At 60.8% G+C, this 21,278-nt stretch carries 20 protein-coding genes; 2 read left to right on the top strand and 18 right to left on the bottom strand.

Annotated features, from left to right (window positions below):
• The first annotated feature begins 28 nt into the window (after positions 1 to 28).
• Complete coding sequence (locus KX928_RS11680) at positions 29 to 790, top strand: rhomboid family intramembrane serine protease (protein ID WP_219502293.1); 762 nt, start codon at positions 29 to 31, stop codon at positions 788 to 790.
• Positions 791 to 806: 16 nt separating this feature from the next.
• On the opposite strand, the gene KX928_RS11675 is transcribed toward KX928_RS11680, so the two are convergent.
• The 4 genes from KX928_RS11675 to dusA form a co-directional block, all read right to left on the bottom strand.
• A complete protein-coding gene (locus tag KX928_RS11675; protein WP_219502292.1) occupies positions 807 to 1,592 on the bottom strand; it encodes an inositol monophosphatase family protein in 786 nt (261 codons plus the stop codon).
• Between the two features lie 131 nt (positions 1,593 to 1,723).
• The gene (locus tag KX928_RS11670) at positions 1,724 to 2,512 is read right to left on the bottom strand and encodes a hypothetical protein (RefSeq protein ID WP_219502291.1); all 789 of its coding nucleotides are present in this window, start codon (positions 2,510 to 2,512) and stop codon (positions 1,724 to 1,726) included.
• Positions 2,506 to 3,330 (bottom strand): sulfite exporter TauE/SafE family protein, encoded by an 825-nt coding sequence (locus KX928_RS11665; RefSeq protein ID WP_219502288.1) that lies wholly within the window; start codon positions 3,328 to 3,330, stop codon positions 2,506 to 2,508. The genes KX928_RS11670 and KX928_RS11665 overlap by 7 nt, the downstream gene beginning before the upstream one ends.
• 25 nt (positions 3,331 to 3,355) lie before the next feature.
• Positions 3,356 to 4,345, bottom strand: coding sequence for a tRNA dihydrouridine(20/20a) synthase DusA (dusA, locus tag KX928_RS11660; RefSeq protein WP_219503793.1), 990 nt, complete (start codon positions 4,343 to 4,345; stop codon positions 3,356 to 3,358).
• A gap of 381 nt (positions 4,346 to 4,726) precedes the next feature.
• Here dusA and KX928_RS11655 point away from each other — a divergent pair, with 381 nt between their 5' ends.
• On the top strand, positions 4,727 to 5,035 hold the full coding sequence (locus KX928_RS11655; RefSeq protein ID WP_257883729.1) for a tyrosine-type recombinase/integrase: 309 nt from the start codon (positions 4,727 to 4,729) through the stop codon (positions 5,033 to 5,035).
• A 182-nt stretch (positions 5,036 to 5,217) separates the two neighbouring features.
• On the opposite strand, the gene KX928_RS11650 is transcribed toward KX928_RS11655, so the two are convergent.
• From KX928_RS11650 to KX928_RS11585, 14 genes are all read right to left on the bottom strand, one after another.
• Entirely contained in the window at positions 5,218 to 6,177 is a 960-nt protein-coding gene (locus tag KX928_RS11650) for an acetamidase/formamidase family protein (protein WP_219502286.1), read from the bottom strand.
• Positions 6,174 to 7,340, bottom strand: coding sequence for a M20 aminoacylase family protein (locus KX928_RS11645; RefSeq protein ID WP_219502285.1), 1,167 nt, complete (start codon positions 7,338 to 7,340; stop codon positions 6,174 to 6,176). The genes KX928_RS11650 and KX928_RS11645 overlap by 4 nt, the downstream gene beginning before the upstream one ends.
• A gap of 42 nt (positions 7,341 to 7,382) precedes the next feature.
• On the bottom strand, positions 7,383 to 8,198 hold the full coding sequence (locus KX928_RS11640) for an ABC transporter permease (protein ID WP_219502283.1): 816 nt from the start codon (positions 8,196 to 8,198) through the stop codon (positions 7,383 to 7,385).
• Entirely contained in the window at positions 8,195 to 9,136 is a 942-nt protein-coding gene (locus KX928_RS11635) for an ABC transporter permease (protein WP_219502281.1), read from the bottom strand. The genes KX928_RS11640 and KX928_RS11635 overlap by 4 nt, the downstream gene beginning before the upstream one ends.
• Before the next feature lie 55 nt (positions 9,137 to 9,191).
• Positions 9,192 to 10,730, bottom strand: a complete 1,539-nt coding sequence (locus KX928_RS11630) for an ABC transporter substrate-binding protein (RefSeq protein ID WP_219502279.1) — start codon at positions 10,728 to 10,730, stop codon at positions 9,192 to 9,194.
• Positions 10,731 to 10,803: 73 nt separating this feature from the next.
• Positions 10,804 to 12,453 (bottom strand): amidase, encoded by a 1,650-nt coding sequence (locus KX928_RS11625; RefSeq protein ID WP_219502277.1) that lies wholly within the window; start codon positions 12,451 to 12,453, stop codon positions 10,804 to 10,806.
• Positions 12,450 to 13,181: a FadR/GntR family transcriptional regulator gene (locus tag KX928_RS11620; RefSeq protein WP_219502275.1), complete on the bottom strand. Its 732-nt coding sequence runs from the start codon at positions 13,179 to 13,181 to the stop codon at positions 12,450 to 12,452. Before KX928_RS11620 ends, KX928_RS11625 begins: the two co-directional genes overlap by 4 nt.
• A gap of 15 nt (positions 13,182 to 13,196) precedes the next feature.
• Positions 13,197 to 13,940, bottom strand: coding sequence for a DUF1028 domain-containing protein (locus KX928_RS11615; protein ID WP_219502266.1), 744 nt, complete (start codon positions 13,938 to 13,940; stop codon positions 13,197 to 13,199).
• A complete protein-coding gene (locus tag KX928_RS11610) occupies positions 13,937 to 15,718 on the bottom strand; it encodes a gamma-glutamyltransferase family protein (RefSeq protein WP_219502264.1) in 1,782 nt (593 codons plus the stop codon). The genes KX928_RS11615 and KX928_RS11610 overlap by 4 nt, the downstream gene beginning before the upstream one ends.
• Positions 15,719 to 15,734: 16 nt before the next feature.
• Positions 15,735 to 16,619, bottom strand: coding sequence for an ABC transporter permease (locus tag KX928_RS11605; protein WP_219502263.1), 885 nt, complete (start codon positions 16,617 to 16,619; stop codon positions 15,735 to 15,737).
• A 1-nt stretch (position 16,620) separates the two neighbouring features.
• Positions 16,621 to 17,565: an ABC transporter permease gene (locus KX928_RS11600; protein ID WP_219502261.1), complete on the bottom strand. Its 945-nt coding sequence runs from the start codon at positions 17,563 to 17,565 to the stop codon at positions 16,621 to 16,623.
• A 61-nt stretch (positions 17,566 to 17,626) separates the two neighbouring features.
• Positions 17,627 to 19,147: an ABC transporter substrate-binding protein gene (locus tag KX928_RS11595; protein ID WP_219502259.1), complete on the bottom strand. Its 1,521-nt coding sequence runs from the start codon at positions 19,145 to 19,147 to the stop codon at positions 17,627 to 17,629.
• 3 nt (positions 19,148 to 19,150) lie between these two features.
• Complete coding sequence (locus KX928_RS11590; protein ID WP_219502258.1) at positions 19,151 to 20,251, bottom strand: ABC transporter ATP-binding protein; 1,101 nt, start codon at positions 20,249 to 20,251, stop codon at positions 19,151 to 19,153.
• Positions 20,248 to 21,213, bottom strand: a complete 966-nt coding sequence (locus tag KX928_RS11585; RefSeq protein ID WP_219503791.1) for an ABC transporter ATP-binding protein — start codon at positions 21,211 to 21,213, stop codon at positions 20,248 to 20,250. The genes KX928_RS11590 and KX928_RS11585 overlap by 4 nt, the downstream gene beginning before the upstream one ends.
• Positions 21,214 to 21,278: the final 65 nt, after the last annotated feature.

The following is a 21,278-nucleotide window of genomic DNA, read 5'->3' as shown; positions in this document are numbered from 1 at the left end:
CACCCGCCCGATCGCTCAGCGTAACGCCATGTTTCCAATACGCGACCACAACCCCTCGGGGGGCACCCCATATGTCACCTACATCCTGATGGCGGCCAACATCGGCATCTTCCTCAGCTACTTCGGCATTATGGAAGATGCACGCCAGATCAATGCCTTCTGGATGGACTGGGCGCTGATCCCCGCGCGTCTCGACCACGGTCAGGGAACATATACGCTGGTGTCGTCGATGTTCCTGCACGGTGGCTGGATGCACCTTGCCGGGAACATGCTGTTTCTGTTCATCTTCGGCGACAACGTGGAAGATGAAATGGGGCATCTGGGATACCTGCTGTTCTATGTCGCCACGGGCGTTATCGCGGGCCTTGCGCAATATGTCTCGGCCCCGGTTTCAAATGTTCCGACCGTCGGTGCCTCCGGGGCAATTGCCGGTGTCATGGGGGCGTATTTGCTGTTCTACCCGAAAGCCAAGGTCGATATCCTGATCATCTTCATCGTCTTTTTCCGCATCTTCCCGATTCCGGCCTGGATCATTCTGGCTGTCTGGTTTGCGATGCAGTTTGCCGGCGGCGTCGCCTCCGACCCGGATACCGGCGGCATTGCCTACTGGGCCCATGCAGGCGGATTTCTCGCCGGTCTGGCGCTGGCGACCCCTGTCTGGCTGAAACGCGGCGGGCCGGGATACTGGCGCCGCACCAAAGGGCATCCGCCCCATCCCGAAGTGCTTTATACCGTTACCACGAGCCGCATTCCCAAGGTCTCGCGGCGCAAGCGCGGCCCCTGGACGTAATGGGCCGAGGGCCGCTCTAGCTGCGCACCAGTTTCGCAAGGGGCGAGAAAAGCGCCTCATTTGCGCAGATGATCGTGCCATCAGCGATGATATCGCCCGCGGTATCGATTGCCTCGGCCAGGCCGCCTGCCTCCCGGACGATGATCAACCCTGCCGCCAGATCCCATGCGTTGAGGCGCCGTTCCCAAAAGCCGTCGTACCGGCCTGCGGCCACGTATGCGATGTCCAGCGCCGCGGCCCCCCAGCGACGAACGCCGGAACATACCGGTGCCACGCGGGCAATCTCCTTGAGCGTGTCGGGCAGATCGGGCCGGCCCCCGAATGGCAGCCCGGTCGAAAACAGGCTTTCAATCATTTTGCTGCGCCCGGAAACCCGCAGCCGACTTTCGTTCATCCACGCGCCGGCGCCCTTTTCAGCAAAGAACATCTCGTCCTTGGCCGGGTCAAAGATCACGCCTGCCACGATCTGTCCCTTATGCTCCAGCGCGATGGATACCGCCCAATGCGGCAGACCATGCAGAAAGTTGGTGGTGCCATCCAGCGGGTCCACGATCCAGCGCCGCGTCGGGTCCTGCCCTTCCTCACCGCCACCTTCTTCGCCCAGCCAGCCATAGGTCGGCCGCGCGGTCATAAGGTCTTCCTTGATGATCTTCTCCGCGTTGATGTCGGCGCGGCTGACAAAATCGCCCGCGCCTTTCATCGACACCTGAAGGTTCTCCACCTCGCGGAAATCCTTGACGAGAGCACGCCCGGCACGGCGGGCAGCCTTGATCATGATGTTGAGGTTTGCGCTGCCGACCATTTTACGGGCTCCGATGAGGGATCAGGCTGCGCGTATAAGTGCTGGCGACCGGCTTGCCAAGGGGGCTGATGCGCAAAGCCTTGGGCGGGGCGTCATGGCGGCAATGCACCGGGTGCAACTGTCGCGCATGGCTACCGTGCCGCCGCCCATGCGGCGACCCCACCCGCCAGTTCCGGCCGGAAATAGGCCACCATGCGCCCGCCGGGGTCGGCTGGTACGTGTGGCGCCCAGGGGGCTACCCCGTGCAGCGCCAGGCGGTGCACCAGATAAGCGGACCCCGGCGGCCCGTGCACCGGCACCCGCCGACAGGAATTGAACGCCTCCCGGCGCGCCGCCTGGTAGATGCTGGTCACATCGATGTCTGACAGGGTGTCGGTGCCGTGCCCCTCGAATACCTTTTGCATGGCGGTCTGAATGATCCGGTGGCTGCCCTCCCAGACGACAAGCGGCGCGGCGTCGGGATGTGCCTGCGTCAGCGGAATGCCCAAAACGAAGGCATGCGGTTCCCGAACAAAGCGGCGCTTGGGCGTACCAAGGCCGATAATCCCGTCCACATGGGCGGCATCCCGGTTCAGCCGGTACCGGAAGCCTGCATCGCCCTCTCCCTCGCGGGCACGCGGATAACCGGGATAGATCACCGAAAGCTGCCCCCGGTGCAGCGCAGGCCATCCGCCACAGTTCTGGGTGGCAAAATCAACCGCCGCCCCCCGCAGCGGACCGCTGTCCGCCACGCGGCCCGTCGCGTCATTGGGCAGCGCATCCAGACCAACGAACCAGGTCCCGCCACACTGATGTAGATGTTTATTTTCAGAGGCCTGTACAGCGACCTTAGCGCTGTTCAAAGCCTGTTTCGCCCATCTCTCAACAGCCGGTTCAACCGGAAACACCACCCACCCCTTGTCAAAGAAGGCCGCTACCATCCCGCCGCCTTCCGCATCATATTTGCCGCCACAAGCAACAGGAACACCGCAAAAACGCGTTTCAGTGGACGGGGATCAAGCGCATGCGCAATCCGCGCGCCCAGCGGCGTGGTGACCAGCGTCATCGAAATGGTGATGGCGAAGGCAATGACATTGACCGATCCGATCGTCGCGGGCGGGCGTATGTCTGCGGCAACGGGCGTGACCAGAAAGCCCAGAACGGCGGGCACCGCAATCAGCAACCCGAACCCGGCAGCCGTGGCAACGGCGCGGTGAATGGCCGTGTTGTAAAGGCTCATCAGCGGCACTCCAAAACTGCCGCCGCCAACGCCCATCAGCACGGAGAGAAACCCTACGGTCAGAGAGAGCGCAGCCCGCAGCACACCGCCGGGCATTGCCGATCCCAGCCGCCACGAACTGCGCCCGAAGGCCATGTAAAGGCCAATGGTCATCGCCAAACCCCCGAAAATGAACTGCAGGGTTGCGGTGCGCAGTTGCGCCACCACCAGCATGCCGGCACAGGCCCCCAGCATGATCCCCGGCGCCCAGCCCCGCAGGACAGACCAATCCACCGAACCTTTCTTGTTGTGGCTGTGCACGGATCGGGCCGAGGTGGCGATGATTGTCGCAAGAGAGGTCGCGACACAAATCTGCATCAGCTGTGAGCTTTCAAATCCAAGCGTTTGAAAAGCATAGAAATAGGCGGGCACGAGGACGATACCGCCCCCGACACCCAGCAAGCCCGCCAGCACGCCGGCAAACGCACCGATGACCAGCAAAAGGCCAAGCATTTGTAGAAGTAAAGCGGGGTCAGACATCGGGGACTCTCTGTTTTGGCCAGTCTCAGGCGGCATCGCGCCGGACGACATGCGTCAGCGCCTGTTCGACCAGTGCAGGCCCCGCACCGGGGTGATGTGCCCCTTCGGAGAGGACCCGCCGCCAGGCCCGGGCTCCGGGGCGGCCGGTAAAGAGCCCTAGCATATGGCGCGTGATCTGCCCCAGCTTGCCGCCCTGCATCAGATGCGCGTCGATATAGGGCAGCATCTGCAGCACCGCCTGTTCCGGCACCGTCGCCTCGCCGACACCGTAAATCAGCGGATCGGCCCTGCACAGGATCGCTGCAGGATCATGGTAGGCCGCCCGGCCAATCATCACCCCGTCGAGCCCCGCCTCCAGAAACGCCCGTGCCTGTTCAAGAGACGTGATGCCGCCATTGATTGTGATCTCCAGATTCGGAAACAGCCCCTTCATGCGCATCACCAGATCATAGTCCAGAGGTGGAATATCCCGGTTTTCCTTCGGGCTCAGCCCCTGCAACCAGGCTTTGCGCGCATGAATGCTGACCCTGTCGCATCCCGTGCCGACAACGCGCGCCAGAAACTCCGGCAAAACCTCTTCGGGGTCCTGATCATCAACGCCGATGCGGCATTTGACCGTTACCGGCACGGAAACAGCCGACCGCATGGCCGAGACACAGTCTGCAACCAGCGCCGGTCGCTCCATCAGCACCGCGCCAAAGCAGCCGGATTGCACGCGGTCAGAGGGGCAGCCAACGTTGAGATTGATCTCGCAGTAGCCCGCGTCCTCGCCCAGTTTCGCCGCCTGCGCCAATTCAGCCGGGTCGGACCCGCCCAACTGCAGCGCCACCGGGTGTTCCGCCGCCGAGTGATCAAGCAAATGCACGGATTGCCCGCGGATCAACGCCGCCGACGTGACCATCTCCGTATAGAGAAGGGTTTGCCCGCTGAGCAAACGATGCAGATACCGGCAATGGCGGTCGGTCCAGTCCATCATCGGCGCGATCGACAGTTTAGCGTGCTGGTTGATCTGCATCATTCAATGTACTTCAGGCTGTTGACCGCTAAAGCTGCGGTGCTGGATGACGCGGGAGTAGCCCGAGCTTGCTCCCACGACGAGTCATGACACACATAGCGCACACGAAAAACAGCCACAACGCCAAGCTCCTCTTGGGTGTCTGGCCCGTGCGCAGATCAGACAAAAACGCCGCGACCCCCGGCGCGACATTCCTTCGCCGCGACGATGCCCACCGCTGAACGCGCACCGAAAAGACACCTACCCCGCTCCATGGCGCGATCTGGATGTCGACCGCCGGATGCTCCTGATCCGCGACCGCAAAGACCCGCGCAACAAGACCGAAACGACCAGCACATTCCGCTGTTTGATTCCACTGGTTTTGACGCTTGGGCCTTGGTCATGGCGCAGGGCAAGCATCTGGGGACGCTTGAGGGCAGGATAGTCCCCTATAACTCTCGATCTGTTGGCACAGCCTTCCGGCGCGCCTGCGTCGAGGTTAGCGTGAAGGACCTGCACTTCCGCGATTTGCGGCACGAGGGCACAAGCCGTCTCTTCAAAGCGGGTGTCGCCATTGAACAGGTCTCCCTCGTAACCGGGCGCAAGGATTGGACGATGTTGCGCCGCTACCCGCAACTCCGGCCGGAAGCGCTGCATCGGCTGGCGGCATCGGGCGCGCCCTTCCCTTCCGACAACCTCGCGGCCGAGTGATCCAAGGCTCAAAGAGACGCCGTCCGGACCCGCCCATGTCTATTTCGGGCGGCACAAAACCACCGTAAAAAAGCGCGAAAGCATCAAACGAAAAATACTCGCAACGCGGCGCCTGCATCATAAACAACGCGCAATACACTTAAATCAACCAGATGAGCCAAACGCTCGCTTAGCAGATTGCCCTAATTGGACCCATAAGCGCTGACGTCAGACACTGACCGTATCAACTCTTTCGGCATCATCATATGCACCCCCTTTTCGCGGTTCACCGTCTGGGTGATCCGAAGATCCCCCGCTAGTGAACACAGCATATAGGCGTGCTCCCGGCTGATGCCCGTTCGCTCCGACACCAGCGCAATCATGCGGCGCAGTGCGATTTCGACACACACGTCCAGATCGGCGTGAAATCCCATCGTAAGCACATGCTCCGACGTTTCCGCTTCGGGGTAAGACACGTCGAGGTCGCGACGCACGGTCAGGCGGAACCGCCCCTGCAGGGCCGTTTCGATGGCAGTGACACATACCTCGCCATCGCCCTGCGCGCCATGCCCATCGCCACAGGAAAAAAGCGCGCCTTCCGTAAAGACCGGCAAGTAGAGGGTGGTGCCCGCAACGAGTTCCTTGTTATCAAGATTGCCCCCGTGGGCACGCGGCTCAATCGTCGAAATCCGGCCCCATTCAACCGGTGGAGCCACAGCCATCACACCAAAAAAAGGCGCAAGCGGTAGTTTCAGCCCCCATGGCATTGTCGCCTCCTTGGTCTCAGTATCCAGCGGGATCGTGGTGGCCTGGGTATCTGGAAAATCTTCTGGCAGAGTGCCAACCAACGGGCGGATCACGTTATACCCCCAGTCCTGCCGCAGCTGCACATCCAGAATATCCACTTGCAACACATCACCCGGCCTCGCGCCTTCAACGGCCACCGGTCCGGTCAGGATGTGGCCGGGCACCCAGGGCACGCCAGCCTTGTGGATTTCAAGCAGTTCAGGTGGCACGTGATACCCGTCGCCCGGCAAGACTTGCGGCCCCCCCGACACCGTATCTATTGTGACTTCCTGCCCGCTGGTGATGGTTGTCACCGGCGGCAGCTGCGCGTCAAAGAAGCCCCAATGGCAGGTCTTTGGGCTGGCATTCACAATCATGCGGGCATCCTTTCCTCAACGAGGCTGACCCAATAGGAACAGCCGGTGGGGATCACCTCGTCATTAAAGTCATACTCCGGGTGATGCAGGCCCGGCCCTGCGCCGACCCCCAGCTGAATGTAGGCGCCCGGACAGGCCCGGAGCATGTAGGCGAAATCCTCACCGCCTGTTGTACGCGGTGCATCGGTGATGCATGTCCCGGCCACCGCGCGCGCCGCGGAAATACAATGCGCGGTCTCGGTCTCGTGGTTGGCCATCACCGGGTAAGGTTCTTCATCAAATCCAAGCGCGGCCGCGGCCCCGTAACTTTCGGCGGTGAGTTTTGCCAGAGCCTCAATCCGGTCCAGTGTTGCGGCGCGTACATCCATGTCGAAACTGCGCACGGTGCCGCGCAGCACTACATGCTCGGGGATCACGTTGAAGGCTTCGGATTCGGTTCGGAAAGAGGTCACTGAGACCACCAGAGGCTGTTGCGGATCCGTGTTTCGGGAGACCACGGACTGCAACGCCATGACAATGGCTGAGGCCGCCAGCGTTGTATCCACCGTGTTATTGGGCCGGGCGGCGTGCCCCCCTTTGCCGCGCACGTTGATGTGGAAGCTGTCGACCGCAGCGTAAAAAGCACCCGGGCGGATGGCAAATTGACCCAGAGGCAAAAGCGGAGAGTTGTGTAACCCGTAAATCTCTGAAATGCCGAACTTGTCGATCAGACCATCCTGCACCATGGCCTCGGCACCAGCACCTCCCTCTTCTGCGGGCTGGAAAACCACCGCCACCGTGCCATCGAAATTCCGCGTCTCCGCCAGATACTGCGCGGCCCCCAACAGCATAGCGGTATGCCCGTCATGCCCACAGGCATGCATCTTGCCGGGGGATTGCGAGGCATGCTCAGCTCCGGTCGCCTCGAAGATCGGAAGCGCATCCATATCCGCCCGCAATCCGATCACCTTGCCGGAGACCGTGCGCTTGCCATGGATCAGACCGACAACACCTGTTTTGCCGATCCCGGTCACAACCTCGTCACAGCCAAAGGCGCGCAGCTTGTCTGCCACGATGCCGGAAGTGCGTGGCAGATCATATTGCAGCTCCGGGTGCTGGTGCAGATCACGGCGCCATGCGGTTACTTCGGCATGCAGTTCAGCAAATCGGTTTCGGACAGGCATGTCATTGGCTCCTTTGTGAGACGTTAAGGACTTCGGGTACGGTCAGGCAATGCGTGGGTCCAGTACATCGCGCAAAACGTCACCAAACATATTCAGACCCAAAACCGTGAGTGCCACTGCCGCGCCCGGCACGAGCGCTGTCCATGGGGCGATGTCCAGATAGTCGCGGCTGGCCTGGATCATCAAACCCCAGCTTGCATCCGGGGGCTGCGTGCCCAGCCCCAGAAAAGACAGGCCGGCCTCGGCCAGAATGGCAAATGCGAGACTGATCGTGGCCTGAACTATGATCGGGGGCATGATGTTGGGCAGCACATGACGCAGGATCATCTTCCCATCCGAGGTGCCGACGGAACGCGCCGCCTCGACATAAGGCATTTGTGCAACGCGCAGTGCTTCGCCGCGGATGATGCGCGCCAGATAGGGCGTAAAGGCGATGCCGATGGCTATGATTGTATTGGTCAGGTTTGGCCCCAGTACCGCTGAAATCGTCAGGGCAAGCAGCAGCGCCGGGAAAGCCAGCAGCGTATCCACCAGCCGCATCAGCACATTGTCGATCCACCCGCCGAAATAGCCTGAGACGACACCAATGGGCAGCCCGATCAGCAAGCTCATCAACACCGCCGTTCCCGCGATCATCATTGATGTTTGCGCGCCCAAAAGCACGCGGTACATCAGATCACGCCCCAACTGATCGGTGCCAAGCGGATGCGTAATTGAGGGCCCGGCGAGCCGCGCGCGCATGTCCATCTGCGTGGCCCATGTCTCCGGGATCAGCAATGGACCAAAGAGAGCGGTCACAATGACCAGCAGCAGGATGGTTCCGCCAAAGATGCCCTTGCCCGTCAGAAACCGCCTCATGACAGTTTGATCCTCGGATCGATGAGGGTGTAGAGCAGATCGACAATCAGGTTGGTGAGCATGACCACAGCGGCAATGACGAATACGGTGCTCTGGATCAGCGGGATGTCCCGGTTCAGCAGGGCCTGATACGTCAGCCAGCCCATACCCGTGAAATTGAACAGGCTTTCGATCACGATGATCGAGCCGAAAAGATAGCCCACCTGCAAACCAGCCACCGTTATGACCGGACCAATGGCATTCGCGAGCGCACAGCGCCAGATGACCGTGCGTTCTCGCAGGCCCTTGGCGCGGGCCATACGGATGAAGTCCTGCCCCAGAACAGACATCATCGTCGAACGGGTCATGCGCGTCAGATGGGCCATCAGCCCGAGACCCAGCGCTAAAGAGGGCAAAAACGCATGGCGCACAGCGCCCAGAAAGTCATCTGCCGGATGTACAAAACCAGAGGAGGGGAACCAGCCCAGATACCGCGCAAAGAGCAGGATCAGCATGATCCCAAAGAAGAAATCCGGCAGGCTGACGCCGAAAAGCGCCGTCGTTGAGGCAGTATTGTCCTGCCATTTGTCACGATGCACCGACGCCCAGACCCCAAGCGGGACGGCACAGGACAGGGCAATCGTCATCGACATCACCACAATGAGCGAGGACGCAACGACTTTATCCGCGATCAACGGACCAATCGCCGTCTTGAACACCAGCGAAGTGCCCCAATCGCCCGTCATAATCCCCAGGATCCAACGCCCGTATTGAACAATCAGCGGGTCGTTGAGCCCAAGGCTCTCGCGCAGACCGGCCAGCGCTTCGGGATTGGATTGCGTCCCCATGATCACCATCGCCACGTCACCTGGCAGGATGTTTGTGACCATGAAGGTGATCACTGAGATCAGCAGCAGCGTCAGCGCCACGGACAGCAATCTGTTGACGATATAGGTCATGGCCGCCTCCGCATTGGGTGGGTCCGGGGCGCCGGCAGCGCCCCGGACAGCTGCATCAGGCTTTCAGCCAGACCTTGTGGAAGTTCATCTCTGACCCATTGGGCTGAACGACGGTGTCAAGACCCATCACGTTCGGCTGTGCCCCGATGGTGCCATTGCGGAACCACAGAATCACATCGAGCGTGTTCTCGTTGATGTATTGCTGTACGTCCTTGTAGATCGCCATGCGGGCGTCTGTGTCCACGGTCACGCGTGCCCGCTCCAGCATCTCGTCCAGCGCCGGTTCAGAGATTTTGCGATAGTTGAAACCGCCAGTGGAATGGTAGAGCGAATAATACAGGAAATCCGGCTCCCACAGGGTGAAGAAATTCATCATCGTGACCTGGAAGTCCTTATCGACCCAGACCTGGCTCAGCCAATCCGACCATGTGAGCTGCTCGATGCTCATGTCGACGCCACCGGCACGGAACCACTCCAACATGATCTGCGCACTGTCCACGTGATAAGGGTAGTTGGTGGTCACCTTGAACACGATTTTCAGGTCTCCGGGGCCGTAGCCTGCTTCCTGTAGCAAAGCAGCTGCGCGTTCGAAATCCTGCGGGCGCTGGCTGATGGCGTCATTGTAGGAGGCCGATGTCGGGAAGCTGGGCGAAGCGGAGGTCTTGCCCTGTCCCCAGAGCGCGCCCTGCATCAGGGTTTCCTTGTCAATCATCAGATCAAAGGCTTCACGGACACGCGCATCCTTGAAGGGTTCGAAATCATGGTTGAAGTTCACGAAATCCCAGTTGAGCGGGAACCACGCCACCGTCTGGAAATCTGAATTGCCCTCGAATTCGCTCATCCGGTCGAGCGGAATGTCGTTGATCATGTGCAACTCACCCGTCCGCAGGCCGGTCAGGCGCACCGTTGGCTCCGTGATCTCGCGCGAGATGACCTTGTCCAGGTAGGCTGGTCCCCCGAAGTAGTCGTCAAACCGCTCAAGCTCGACCTCATTCCCGAACTCGCGGCGGATGAATTTGAACGGCCCCGCGCCAATGGGCGTTTCACCCTGCACGTCACCGGTGCCTTGCGGCATCACAACGCCCGCGCCATTCTCCGCAAGACGTGACAGGAAAGGCGCATTGACGGTTTCCAGCTTCACAATCACCGTCAGATCGTCGGGTGTCTCGATACTCTCCACCGCGTTGAACACTTCGAAGTTCACGGCCCCGGTCTCCGGGTTCATCACGCGCTCAAAGGAGTATTTAACATCGGTCGATGTCATCTTGTCACCGTTGTGAAACATCACATCGTCGCGCAGTCTGAAGGTGTAGGTCAGCCCGTCATCCGATTGCTCAAAGCTGGCTGCAAGGTTTGGAACGATGTTGAAATCCGCGTCAGCCGACACGATACTTTCGTGGACGTTCTGCAACAACCGGCCTGTGGAGGCCGTTCCCGTCTGGTGCATGTCGAGGTTCTGCGTCGTTTCGGAATGCCCCCAGATCAGGGTGCCACCGCGCACCGGTTCCTCAGCAAACACCGCGACGGGCGCGCCGGTCACGATCGCAGCCCCCATGATCGCGGTCGTTGATTTCAAAAATTCTCTGCGTTTCATCTTGTCGTCTCCATGTCTGGCGCAGTCTCTGCGCAATTTGCAAGTAAAACGGCCTGCTTTCTGCAGGTCTTCATTATTGTGGAAAACCCGGCCGCTCCGAGGCCACGTCAAGCGCCTGCTCCAGCGCCATGCCAAGGTTTAAAAGCGGCCCTTCATCGAAAAGCTGGCCCCACAGCGATATCCCCTGCGGCACCCGGAAGGTACGTTCGCCTTCCGCTTCACCGGTGGTCAGCTTGCCTGCGCCCAAAGACGCGGCAGAGCGGGTCGCGATCTGCTCAAATCCTGCCCGCAAATGCAGACAGGGATGGCCTGTGAAATTGCTCGCCACCAACATCGGCCCGGTCATAAAGGGGCCGATCAGCGCATCGACACCCTCCATCATCTCGCCCACCGCCTGCATCACACGGTAGCGCAGGCGATCAAGGTTTACGTGATCGACTGCGGACAGGAACCGTGCCTTGCGCATGGTGTTGGGCCAGGCGCCTTCCTCCTGCCATTTCAATGTGTCATCTGCATCGGTCAGGGTCAGCTCTTCGAATGCCGCAGCGGCTTCGGCGTAAAGCACATTCATCAGCGCACCGTAGGGCAGGTCTTCCAGCGTGACCTCCTTGACGGTAATGCCCAGCCCCCTGGCAGCCACCAGAGCGGCGCGGTCAACATCGGTCGCGCCTTCCTCGAAGGCCTCCGGCAAGTATCCCAAAACCATACCGTCAATGCTGCGCCTTGCATCAAAGACGAAGGGGGCGGCGATGGATCCGCGATCCTTTGCGTCATGGCCATTCAATGCTGCCAAAACGAGCCCTGTGTCCTCAACCGACCGGCAGATCGGGCCCACCTTGTCCAGCGACCAGCAGAGCGCCATCGCACCGGTCCGGCTGACCCGTCCGAACGTCGGTCGCAGGCCGGTCGTGCCGCAGCGTTGTGACGGTGACGTGATCGACCCGAGCGTTTCTGTTCCAATGGAAAACCCGCACAGCCCCGCCGCCGTTGCAGAGGCCGATCCCGCACTCGACCCGCTTGAGCCTTCGTTCAGGTTCCAGGGGTTGCGGGTCCAGCCGCCATACCAAAGATCGTTGTAAGCGAGCGCGCCCAGGGTGGTTTTACCCAGCAGCACAGCCCCCGCCGCCCGCATCTTGCGCGTCACGGCAGCATCCGAGCCCGGTACCCGGTTCTGAAACGGCTCAGCCCCCCATCCGGTGGTGATCCCCTTGGTATCAAAGAGATCCTTAAGCCCATAAGGAATTCCGTGCAGCGGCCCGAGGCTCACCCCTGCCCGCGTCAGGTTATCCATCGCGTCTGCCTCAGACAGCGCCACATCGGCCGTGACGGTGGCGTAGCATTCCAATTTCGGGTTCAGCTTTTCGATCCGTGCAAGGTAGATCTCCGTCAACCGGCGGGACGTGATTTGTCTGCTGGCCACCCAATGTGACAGGGCTGTCAGCGGGGCAAAAGCAATGTCTTCGTCGTTGTCTGGCAGGTCTAACGGTCTTTGAGACAGGCGCAGATCATCCAGGCCATGCGGCATGGTGAAACTAGGTAGTCGTGGATCAAATCGGCAGGCCATTGGGGTTGCATTGTCCAGAACCACGCCGCGGCGCGCCTGTGCGGAGAGGAGCTGACCCTCGAGGTTGCTAAGCATCTGGTCCCGTTCAGCAGGCGTGTATGTCACCCCCATCAGCTTTTCGGCGGCGGCAATGTCAGATGCGGTGAATGGCTCTGTCATATCTCTGTCCCCACGGTGAAAAAGGTCTTGCCTTCAGCGGTAGCGGCATGGCCAATTTCGCCTTCCAGCGCCCGAAAGCGTGTTTCCAGATGATCGCGCATGGCGTGGCGGGCGGCGGCAGCATGCCCCAGCGCGATGGCGTCGACGATGGCCAGATGCTCTGAATGGGTGACCGCCAGTGACGCCCCGTCCCGCGCCTTGGCTCTGATGGCTACCCAATCCGGGTTTGACCGGATCTTGTCGAGCAGGGCATAGGCTGTCAGCAGCGGACGGTTGCGCGCGCATTGTGCGATCAGCCGGTGCAGCGCGCCATCCCACAATTCCGTTGCCTGCGCATCACCAGCTTCAAATTGCCGTTGCGCCAGATGCCGCAACCGGGCGATCTCCTCCGGCAGCATCCGCGTGGCGCAGAGTGCTGCCAGCTCCGGCTCAATACACAGGCGCGCCTCCATCACCTCAAGCGTGTTCGTCTCTCCGGTGATCTTTGCCGCCAAATCCCCCATCGGGTCCGCCGGCTGTCCGATGAATGTACCCTTGCCCTGTCGCCGCCAGACCAGACCTTCCTCTTCCAGCGCATCCAGTGCCTGACGCACATGCCGTCTGCCGACGTCAAATCTCTCTGACAGGCTGCGTTCGGTTGGCAACTGCCCGTCTTCGCGCCATTCACCGGATTTGATCAGCGCGAGAAGCCGCTCCCTGACTTGCAATGATGACCTGTTGAGTGTCATGCCACCTCCCTCATTTCAGTACTCCACCGCATGTGACTGGCTGGTCTTTCCGCGGGCCTTTCTGCGTGCCTCGGCGGCTGCAATGTCGGCATCAATCTCGTCCCGCGTGGGCACGCCCGAGAAACGTGCCGCTGTCGGCATGCCCTTGGCGAAATGCACGTATCGCTCCTGCGCCACGCTCCAAAGACGCGACAACTCGGCCAGAGGATCAGCATGATCATCCGCGCGCAGGTCGAGCCAGGGATGGGCCTCACCGCGATGGATCACCAGACCGGCGGCTTGACGCCCCCGTTTGTCCCCGCCAGCGTCCTCACCAGCTTGCATCGCGACGATCAGGCGTTCGGCAAAGGGTAAATCGGCCCCTGCCTGAAAAGCCTCCGAGGTGGCGCGCAGCACCCCCGGCCCTGCCAGCATGTTGCCCGCAACCGAGTGGTCGTGTCCCTGCAGATGCCCGGCCCATTCCACGCAATCCGCACCGGTATGGGCGGCGAAATCACCTGCCGCGTCCATCATATGGGCCTGACGAATAGCGCGGCCTTCATCCCGCGCGACCAGATCCGCCAGTACCGCCCTGGCAGGTTCGCCGGCATTCAGCCGGTCGCGCCCTTCTGTGCCCCAAACCGGATTGCAGAACGCCTGACTGGCAACAGCACCTTGTGCGCACAGGTAAGGCACCACCGCACCGCAGGCGAAGAACTTGCTCGCCACGATCAGGCCGACACTGCCCTCCGCGTCCCGTGCAATCAGCGACCAGGTCATCGGCCCACCGCATAGGCTTGCATCAGGCGCGGTGTCGCCGCCGCCCGCAGCAGGCCATCCTTTTCTCGCAAAGCCGCCGTCAGCCGCCCCACCGTCCAAGGCTCCGCCACCGTTACCTTGTGACCCCGTGCACGCAGCTCCGCGATAGCATCCGGGCCCACATCGGGTTCAATCATCATCTCGCCGGGACGCACTTCGCGCGGGAAGAACGACCCCTGGAAATGCATAGAGTGGAACAGGGGCGCATCCATACCTTGCTGCAAACCCAGACCGAAGTGGACAAAGCGCAGGAACCAGATCAACTGCCACTGATCCTGCTGGTCTCCACCGGGCGTGCCAAAGACCAGCCGGACGCCATCCTTCTCGGCAAGACTTGGCGACAGCGTGGTTCGCGGGCGGCGACCGGGGGCAAGCGATGTGGGCAAACCTTCGTCGAGCCAGAACATCTGGGCCCTTGAATTGAGCGGAAACCCCAGACCCGGAATAACCGGATTGCTTTGCAGCCAGCCGCCCGACGGGGTGGCCGCCACCATATTGCCCCAGCGGTCGATGATATCAAGATGCACTGTATCGCCGCGCTTTTCGGTCAGGTGGGACATGGTGGGTTCCTGCGCCGTCACGTTACCCACATTGAAGTCGCGCTGGCAGCGTTCGATGTAAGCATCCGCCAGGTGCTCAAACCCGGGCACCCGGCCCGGACGCTGCGCCAGCGACGCTTTGCTGCCTATCAGCGCGCGGCGCTCCATGTTGTAAGCATCGCTCAACAGCACCGCCATCGGGATGTCGCTATGGGCCGGATCACCATAGTAAGCCTCCCGATCCGCATAGGCGAGCTTCATCGCCTCGATCACGATGTGCGCGAACTCCGCGCCGTTCGGATCCATCGCGCCCAGATCGAACCCCTTGAGGATCGCCAGCGCTTGCAGCATCACCGGCCCCTGGCTCCAGGCATCGGTCTTGTGCACGGTCCAGCCATGGTACCTGTAGCTCAGCGTGTCTTCGTAAGTTGCGCGCCAGGCCGTCATGTCTGCTGGCGCCAACACCGCGGCATGCGGGGCCTCCGACACATCCATTACATGGGCGTCCTCAAGATACGCAAAGATCGCATCTGCCACGAAACCTTCACGCCACTGACGCCGGGCCTCGTCGATCCGCGCGTCGCGCGTGCCGCCTTCGGACGCCGCCAACCTGTCATAGGTTGCGGCCAGATCGGGATTTCTGAAAAGCCTGTGCGCTTCGGGCGCCCGTCCGCCTGGTGTCCAGACCTCGGCCGAGCTGGGCCACTCCGTTGCAAAGAAGTCGGCCAGACCCGCAATCGTATCTGCTACTCTGGGCAATACCGGGTGCCCGTCGCGGGCATAGTCGATCGCGGGTTGCATGACCTCGCGCAGACCCATTGTGCCATGATCGCGCAGCATCAACATCCAGCCATCAAAGGCTCCGGGAACCACGGTGGCCAGCAGGCCGGACCCCGGCACCAGCGTCAGCCCCTGCGCCCGGTAATGCGGGATGGTGGCGGCAGCCGGTGCCACGCCTTGCGCACACAGTACTTCGGTTTTACCCGTCTTTACGGAATGGAAAATCGCCGGCATGTCGCCTGCCGGGCCGTTCAGATGCGGCTCGACCACCTGCAGGGTCAGGGCGCAGGCCACGGCGGCGTCGAAGGCATTGCCACCCTTCTCCAGGATCGACATGGCCACCGCCGACGCGATCCAATGCGTCGAGGTGGCCACGCCAAAAGTGCCTCTGATCTCGGGTCTTGTGGTGAATTCGGACATGTACACTCCAGACCCCTCAGTGCTCACGAGGATCGAGCGCATCACGCAGCCCGTCCCCCAGCAGGTTGAACCCCAGGACCACAAGGAAAATCGACAGCCCCGGCCACATCGCCATCCAGGGGGCCTGATTGAGGAAATTCTTTGCCGTGTTCAGCATCGACCCCCAGCTGGGAGCCGGTGGCTGCTGGCCCAGTCCGAGAAAAGACAAGGAGGCTTCGGCAATGATGGCTGTCGCGATGGTCAGTGTGGCCTGCACAAGGATCGGCGGCAGGACATTGGGCAGAATGTATCGGCTTAGGATGCGATGGGTTGGCAAGCCGATGGCCCGGGCACTGTCCACGTAGTCTTCGGATTTGATATTGATCACCTGCCCGCGCGTCAGGCGGATAAAGATCGGCGTGGCCGAAATCCCGATGGCAATCATCGCGTTGGTCAGTGACGGCCCAAGGAAGGCCGCGAGCGCGATGGCGAGGATCAGGAAGGGTGCTGCCAGCAATGCTTCCGTACAGCGGGAGATTACGGCATCGGTCCAGCCGCCGAAGTAGCCCGCCACGAGACCCAAGGGAACGCCCGCGATCACCGCTATGCCGACCGAAACCACACCCGCCAACAATGACGCCTGCGCGCCCCAGATCATGCGTGCCATGACATCGCGCCCGATTTCATCCGTCCCCATCCAATGCGCCCAACTGGGGGCTTTGCGCACCGCGCCCCAATCGGTCGCCGCCGGATCGGGGATCGGCAGAATAGGCGCGGCCAAAGCAATCAGAACGAAGAAGATGACAAGACTGCCGCCCAGGAGCGCGCTGCGATGCGCACGAAGCTTCTTCCACACACGGTTTTCAGGCTTGGCGGTCAGAACCGGATCTGAGGTCAGCTCGGTTGGGGCGGCGTCTCGCATCTTACTGCTCCCTCAGACGCGGGTTCAGAACAAAATACATCATGTCCGCCAGCAGGTTCATGAAGATGAAGCCGACGGCGGTGACCAGCACGATCCCCTGAACCACCGCATAGTCACGGTTGAACACCGCATCCACCACGAGCTTGCCAAAGCCGGGGATGGTAAAAATCTGCTCCGTCAAAACCGCACCGGCGATCAGCTCGCCAAAGAGCAGCGCGGTGAGCGTCACGATCGGGGTCAGCGCGTTCCGGAAACTGTGTTTGAGGATCACCACACGTTCAGAGAGCCCCTTGGCGCGCGCGGTGCGCACATAGTCAGCGCTCAGAACGCCCAACATCGCTGAGCGCGTGTGTCGCATCAGCGTTGCGGCCAATGCTGTCCCCAAAACGAAGGAGGGCATCAGCATCGTGCGAATGGATTGCCAGAAATCTTCGGACAAGGGCACATAGCCCGACGCGGGCAACAACTGCCATTTCACCGAGACCAGCAGGATCAGCATGATCCCCAACCAGAAATTGGGAATGGAAAGACCGGATAAGGCGACCACATTGGCCACGTAGTCCGTGACCGTGCCCTTTTTCACCGCTGACAGAATGCCCGTCGGGATACCGATCACGAGGGCAAAGATCATTGACATCGTCGCGAGTTGGATGGTCACCGGCAGTTTCTGTGCCATCAACTCGGTGACCGGCTGATTGGTCCTGAGCGAGGTGCCCAGATCGCCTTGCAGCGCATTGCCGATCCACGCCAGATATTGCACCGGGATCGGGTCATTCAGGCGGTACTTCTCGCGCAGAAATTCGAGCACTTCGGGATCACGTTCCTCGCCCGCCAGCACCAGCAGCGGGTCGCCCGGCAGCAGCTTTTGCAGGGCAAAGACGAAGATCGAGATCAGAATGATGGTGGGGAGTGCGATCAGCACCCGCCGCATCAGAAACCGCAGCATGACAGGCCCCTTGACAAGAGAAGAAACCGCGCCGCCGGTGTCAGCGGCGCGGTGTCGGAGGTCACTCTTCCCAGGTCACGTTTTCCAGGCGGATCATACCATCGGGATAAGCCGTAAAGCCCTTCATGTTGTCGCGGTAGGCCCAGATCCACTTGACGTGGTAGAGGAACAGGCGCGGCAACTCGTCGAGCATGATGACCTTGGCTTCGTCATAGATCGCCTTGCGCTCTTCTGTGGTTGCGGCGACACGTGCGGCGTTCAGCAACTCATCCATTTTCGGATCCGAGAACTTGCTGTCGTTGATGCCGCCCTCGCTCGTGACAAACGGGTGGTTGTTGCCATCAGGATCGACCCGGCCGGACCATCCGATCTGGCTGGCGGTGTAGTCACCCGCCGACTGATCCGCGAGCAGGGTGGCGAACTCTTTCGACGTCAGTTTGATGTTTATCCCGGCCTGAGCGGCCATGGCCTGCACCACCTGCATGACCGCAAGAGGTTCGGTCGAATTGGGCACCTGAACTTCCAGGTCCAGACCTTGAGGATACCCGGCCTCTGCCAAAAGCGCTTTGGCTTTTTCGACATCGGCCCCCTCAACCGGTAGCGCCTTGTTGTACCAGGGCGAGGTTGGCGGGAACGACTGGTTCCCCGGCGCAAAGGCCCCCTCGAACACCACCTGGTTCAACGCTTCACGGTCAATCGCGTAACTGAGCGCCTGGCGCAGCCGCTTGTCATTTCCCCAGGGGTTGTCGCCCTTGTCACCATTGTTGATATTGAAGGTAATTGCTTGATATCCCAGCGAAACTGCGCTGTCGACCACGATATTCGAATCCGCTTCAGCCTGCGCCAAATCGGTGGCATTGAGCCGCTCAAGCATGTCGATGTCACCCGATTGCAGGTTGGCAAGGCGAACTGTCGTATCCGGAATCGGCAGGAAGGTCACGCTGTCAAAGTGGATCGCATCAGCGTTCCAGTAGTCATCGAATTTGCTCAGAACAATCTTGTCCTGCGCCACACGCTCCTCGAATTTGAACGGTCCTGAACAAACAGGGTTCAGGCCGAAATCCGCGCCCGCTTCGGCCGCTGCGGTCGGGGACATCATCATGCCGGCGCGATCCGCAAGCTGAGCGATCAGAGTGGAATCCGGCCCGGCAAGATTGAGGACGATCTCATACTCGCCGGTCACCTCGGTTGATGTAATTGACTTGAGCTCTGACTTGCGGCGCGACTCGTCCAAGGTCTGCGAGCGTTCGATATTGGCGGCGACGGCTTCCGCATTAAAGGGCGTGCCGTCATGGAAAACAGCGCCTTCACGCAATTGCATGGTGATCCTTTTACCGTCATCGGACGTTTCCCATGCCGTTGCTAGCTGCGGGATGATTTCCAGATCAGGCGTGATGTCCACCAGCTTGTCACATAGGGACGCATAGACAATCCGCCCCACGAAGGTGCGAGACTGGTCCGGGTCCAGCACATCCGCGTCCGATTGCAATGCAATGCGCAAATCCTTGGCAAACCCGGGTGCGGCTGTCAGGGCTGTTGCGCCCATCAATGCGGCAAAAACCGCGGTTTTCAAATGAGTCATGGGTCAGATCCTCTTGGTTGCTGTTTCGTCATGGTGAATAACCGTTCCGCCGGTCGTCGCCGCGCGATAAAGCGCGAAGCGTGCTTCGGCCGCGTCTGATCTGCGGGACGGTATGGCGGGGGCAGGCTGCGTCGCAATCTCTTTCCAGAAATGGCAGGCGACCTGATGGTCGGCGCCCTGCAGCTTTGGACTTTCGGATTTGCATCGCGCCTGAGCGTGGAGGCACCGGGTGTGAAACCGGCAGCCCGGTGGTGGATCAGACGGACTGGGCATTTCGCCCAGCACGCCGGACTTCTTGTCGCGTGACGCCCCGTCAATGGACGGGATCGCGGAAAGCAGCGCCTGCGTATAGGGGTGCAGCGGCGTCGCAAAGACCTCTTCAGCTGTGCCAATCTCGACAATCCGGCCCAGATACATCACCGCAACGCGGTCGCTCATATGGCGGATCACCCCCAGATCATGCGCGATGATCACCAGTGTCAGGCCCAGATCGCGACTGAGATCGCCCAGCAGATTGATCACCTGCGCCTGCACCGACACGTCCAGTGCCGACACCGGTTCATCCCCGATGATCAGCTTGGGGCCAGAGGCCAGCGCGCGGGCAATGCCGATCCGCTGACGTTGCCCGCCGCTGAATTCATGCGGATAGCGCCCGGCATGTTCTGGCCGCAGCCCCACCTTGCGCAATAACTCCGCGACCTTGGCGCGCCGGTCCTCGGTGCTCATCTCCGGCGCGTGCACTTCCAGGGGTTCGCCAACCAGCTTGCCCACACTCATGCGTGGATTTAGCGAAGAAAACGGATCCTGAAAAATGAACTGCATCTGCCTGCGCAGGGTCTTCAGCACTTCGCCCTTCGCATGAGATACCTCGTCCCCGTCGAACAGCACGCTACCCTCTGTCGGTTCCAGCAGACGCATCAGCAAACGCGCAAGGGTGGATTTTCCGCAGCCGGACTCCCCGACAATCGCAAAGGTTTCTCCCCGCCGGACTTCAAGTGACACACCATCGACCGCCTGCACCGGAGGCTTGGGCGACAACCAATTGCCACCATCGCCAAAGTGTTTGACCACATCCACTGCTTCGAGGATCACATCATCCCTCATGCGCTGACCCTCACATGCGCTTCCAGGGGCGCATAATGGCAGGCGACACTGTGATCGGGTGCAATATCGGACAGTGATGGGCGCTTTGAACAATACGAAGTGGCAAAAGCACAGCGGGTCCGGAAACGGCATCCGTCGGGCATGTTGGAAATCGTTGGCACCGTTCCGGGGACAATAGCCAGCCGCTCGCCGGGTTTATCAAGCCGTGGCATCGCGCTCATCAAACCAATTGTGTAGGGGTGTTGCGGATTGCGGAACACCTCCTCCACCGGTCCCTGTTCCACGACCTGACCACCATACATTACTGCGACGGTGTCGGCGATTTCGGCCACAACACCGAGATCATGGGTGATCATGATCGTGCCCATCCCGGTCTCGTCCCGAAGGTCTGCGATCAGGTCAAGGATTTGCGCCTGAATGGTGACATCCAACGCTGTCGTTGGCTCATCCGCAATAAGGATCTGCGGTTCATTCGCCAATGCCATGGCAATCATGACACGCTGACGCATACCACCGGACAATTGGTGCGGATATTCCCGCAGTCGTTGACCTGGGTTTGCAATGCCCACCCGCTGAAGCATTTCTTCAGCACGATCCAGCGAGGCAGCACGGGTACCGCCCTGGTGACGCTGCACAACTTCGGCAATCTGGTTGCCAATGCGAAAGGCGGGATTCAGCGAAGTCATAGGCTCCTGAAAAATCATTGCAATCTTGTTGCCACGCAGCTCCGCAGGCAGACGATCCGTAACCAAATCCCACTCATCGGACGAAATCCGCATTTTTCCTGAGGAAATCTGAGCTGAATTCGGGGGCAGCAATCCCATGATCGCCATTGATGTGACGCTTTTCCCGCAACCCGACTCGCCGACGACACATAGAACTTCTCCGCGCCTGACGCGCAGGTTAACGCCCTGCACAACGTCGTTTTTCTGACCTTTGAATCGCAGTGTCAGATCAGACATTACGAACAAGGCATCCTCGGACGCCAGCTCCTGTCCCGCTGTTGGTGCCGCAATTGCCATCGAAT

Origin of the sequence: Roseobacter insulae, from assembly GCF_019375555.1 — a bacterium.
Classification (GTDB): Bacteria; Pseudomonadota; Alphaproteobacteria; order Rhodobacterales; family Rhodobacteraceae; genus Roseobacter; species Roseobacter insulae.
This window is presented reverse-complemented; position numbering and strand designations above follow the sequence as displayed.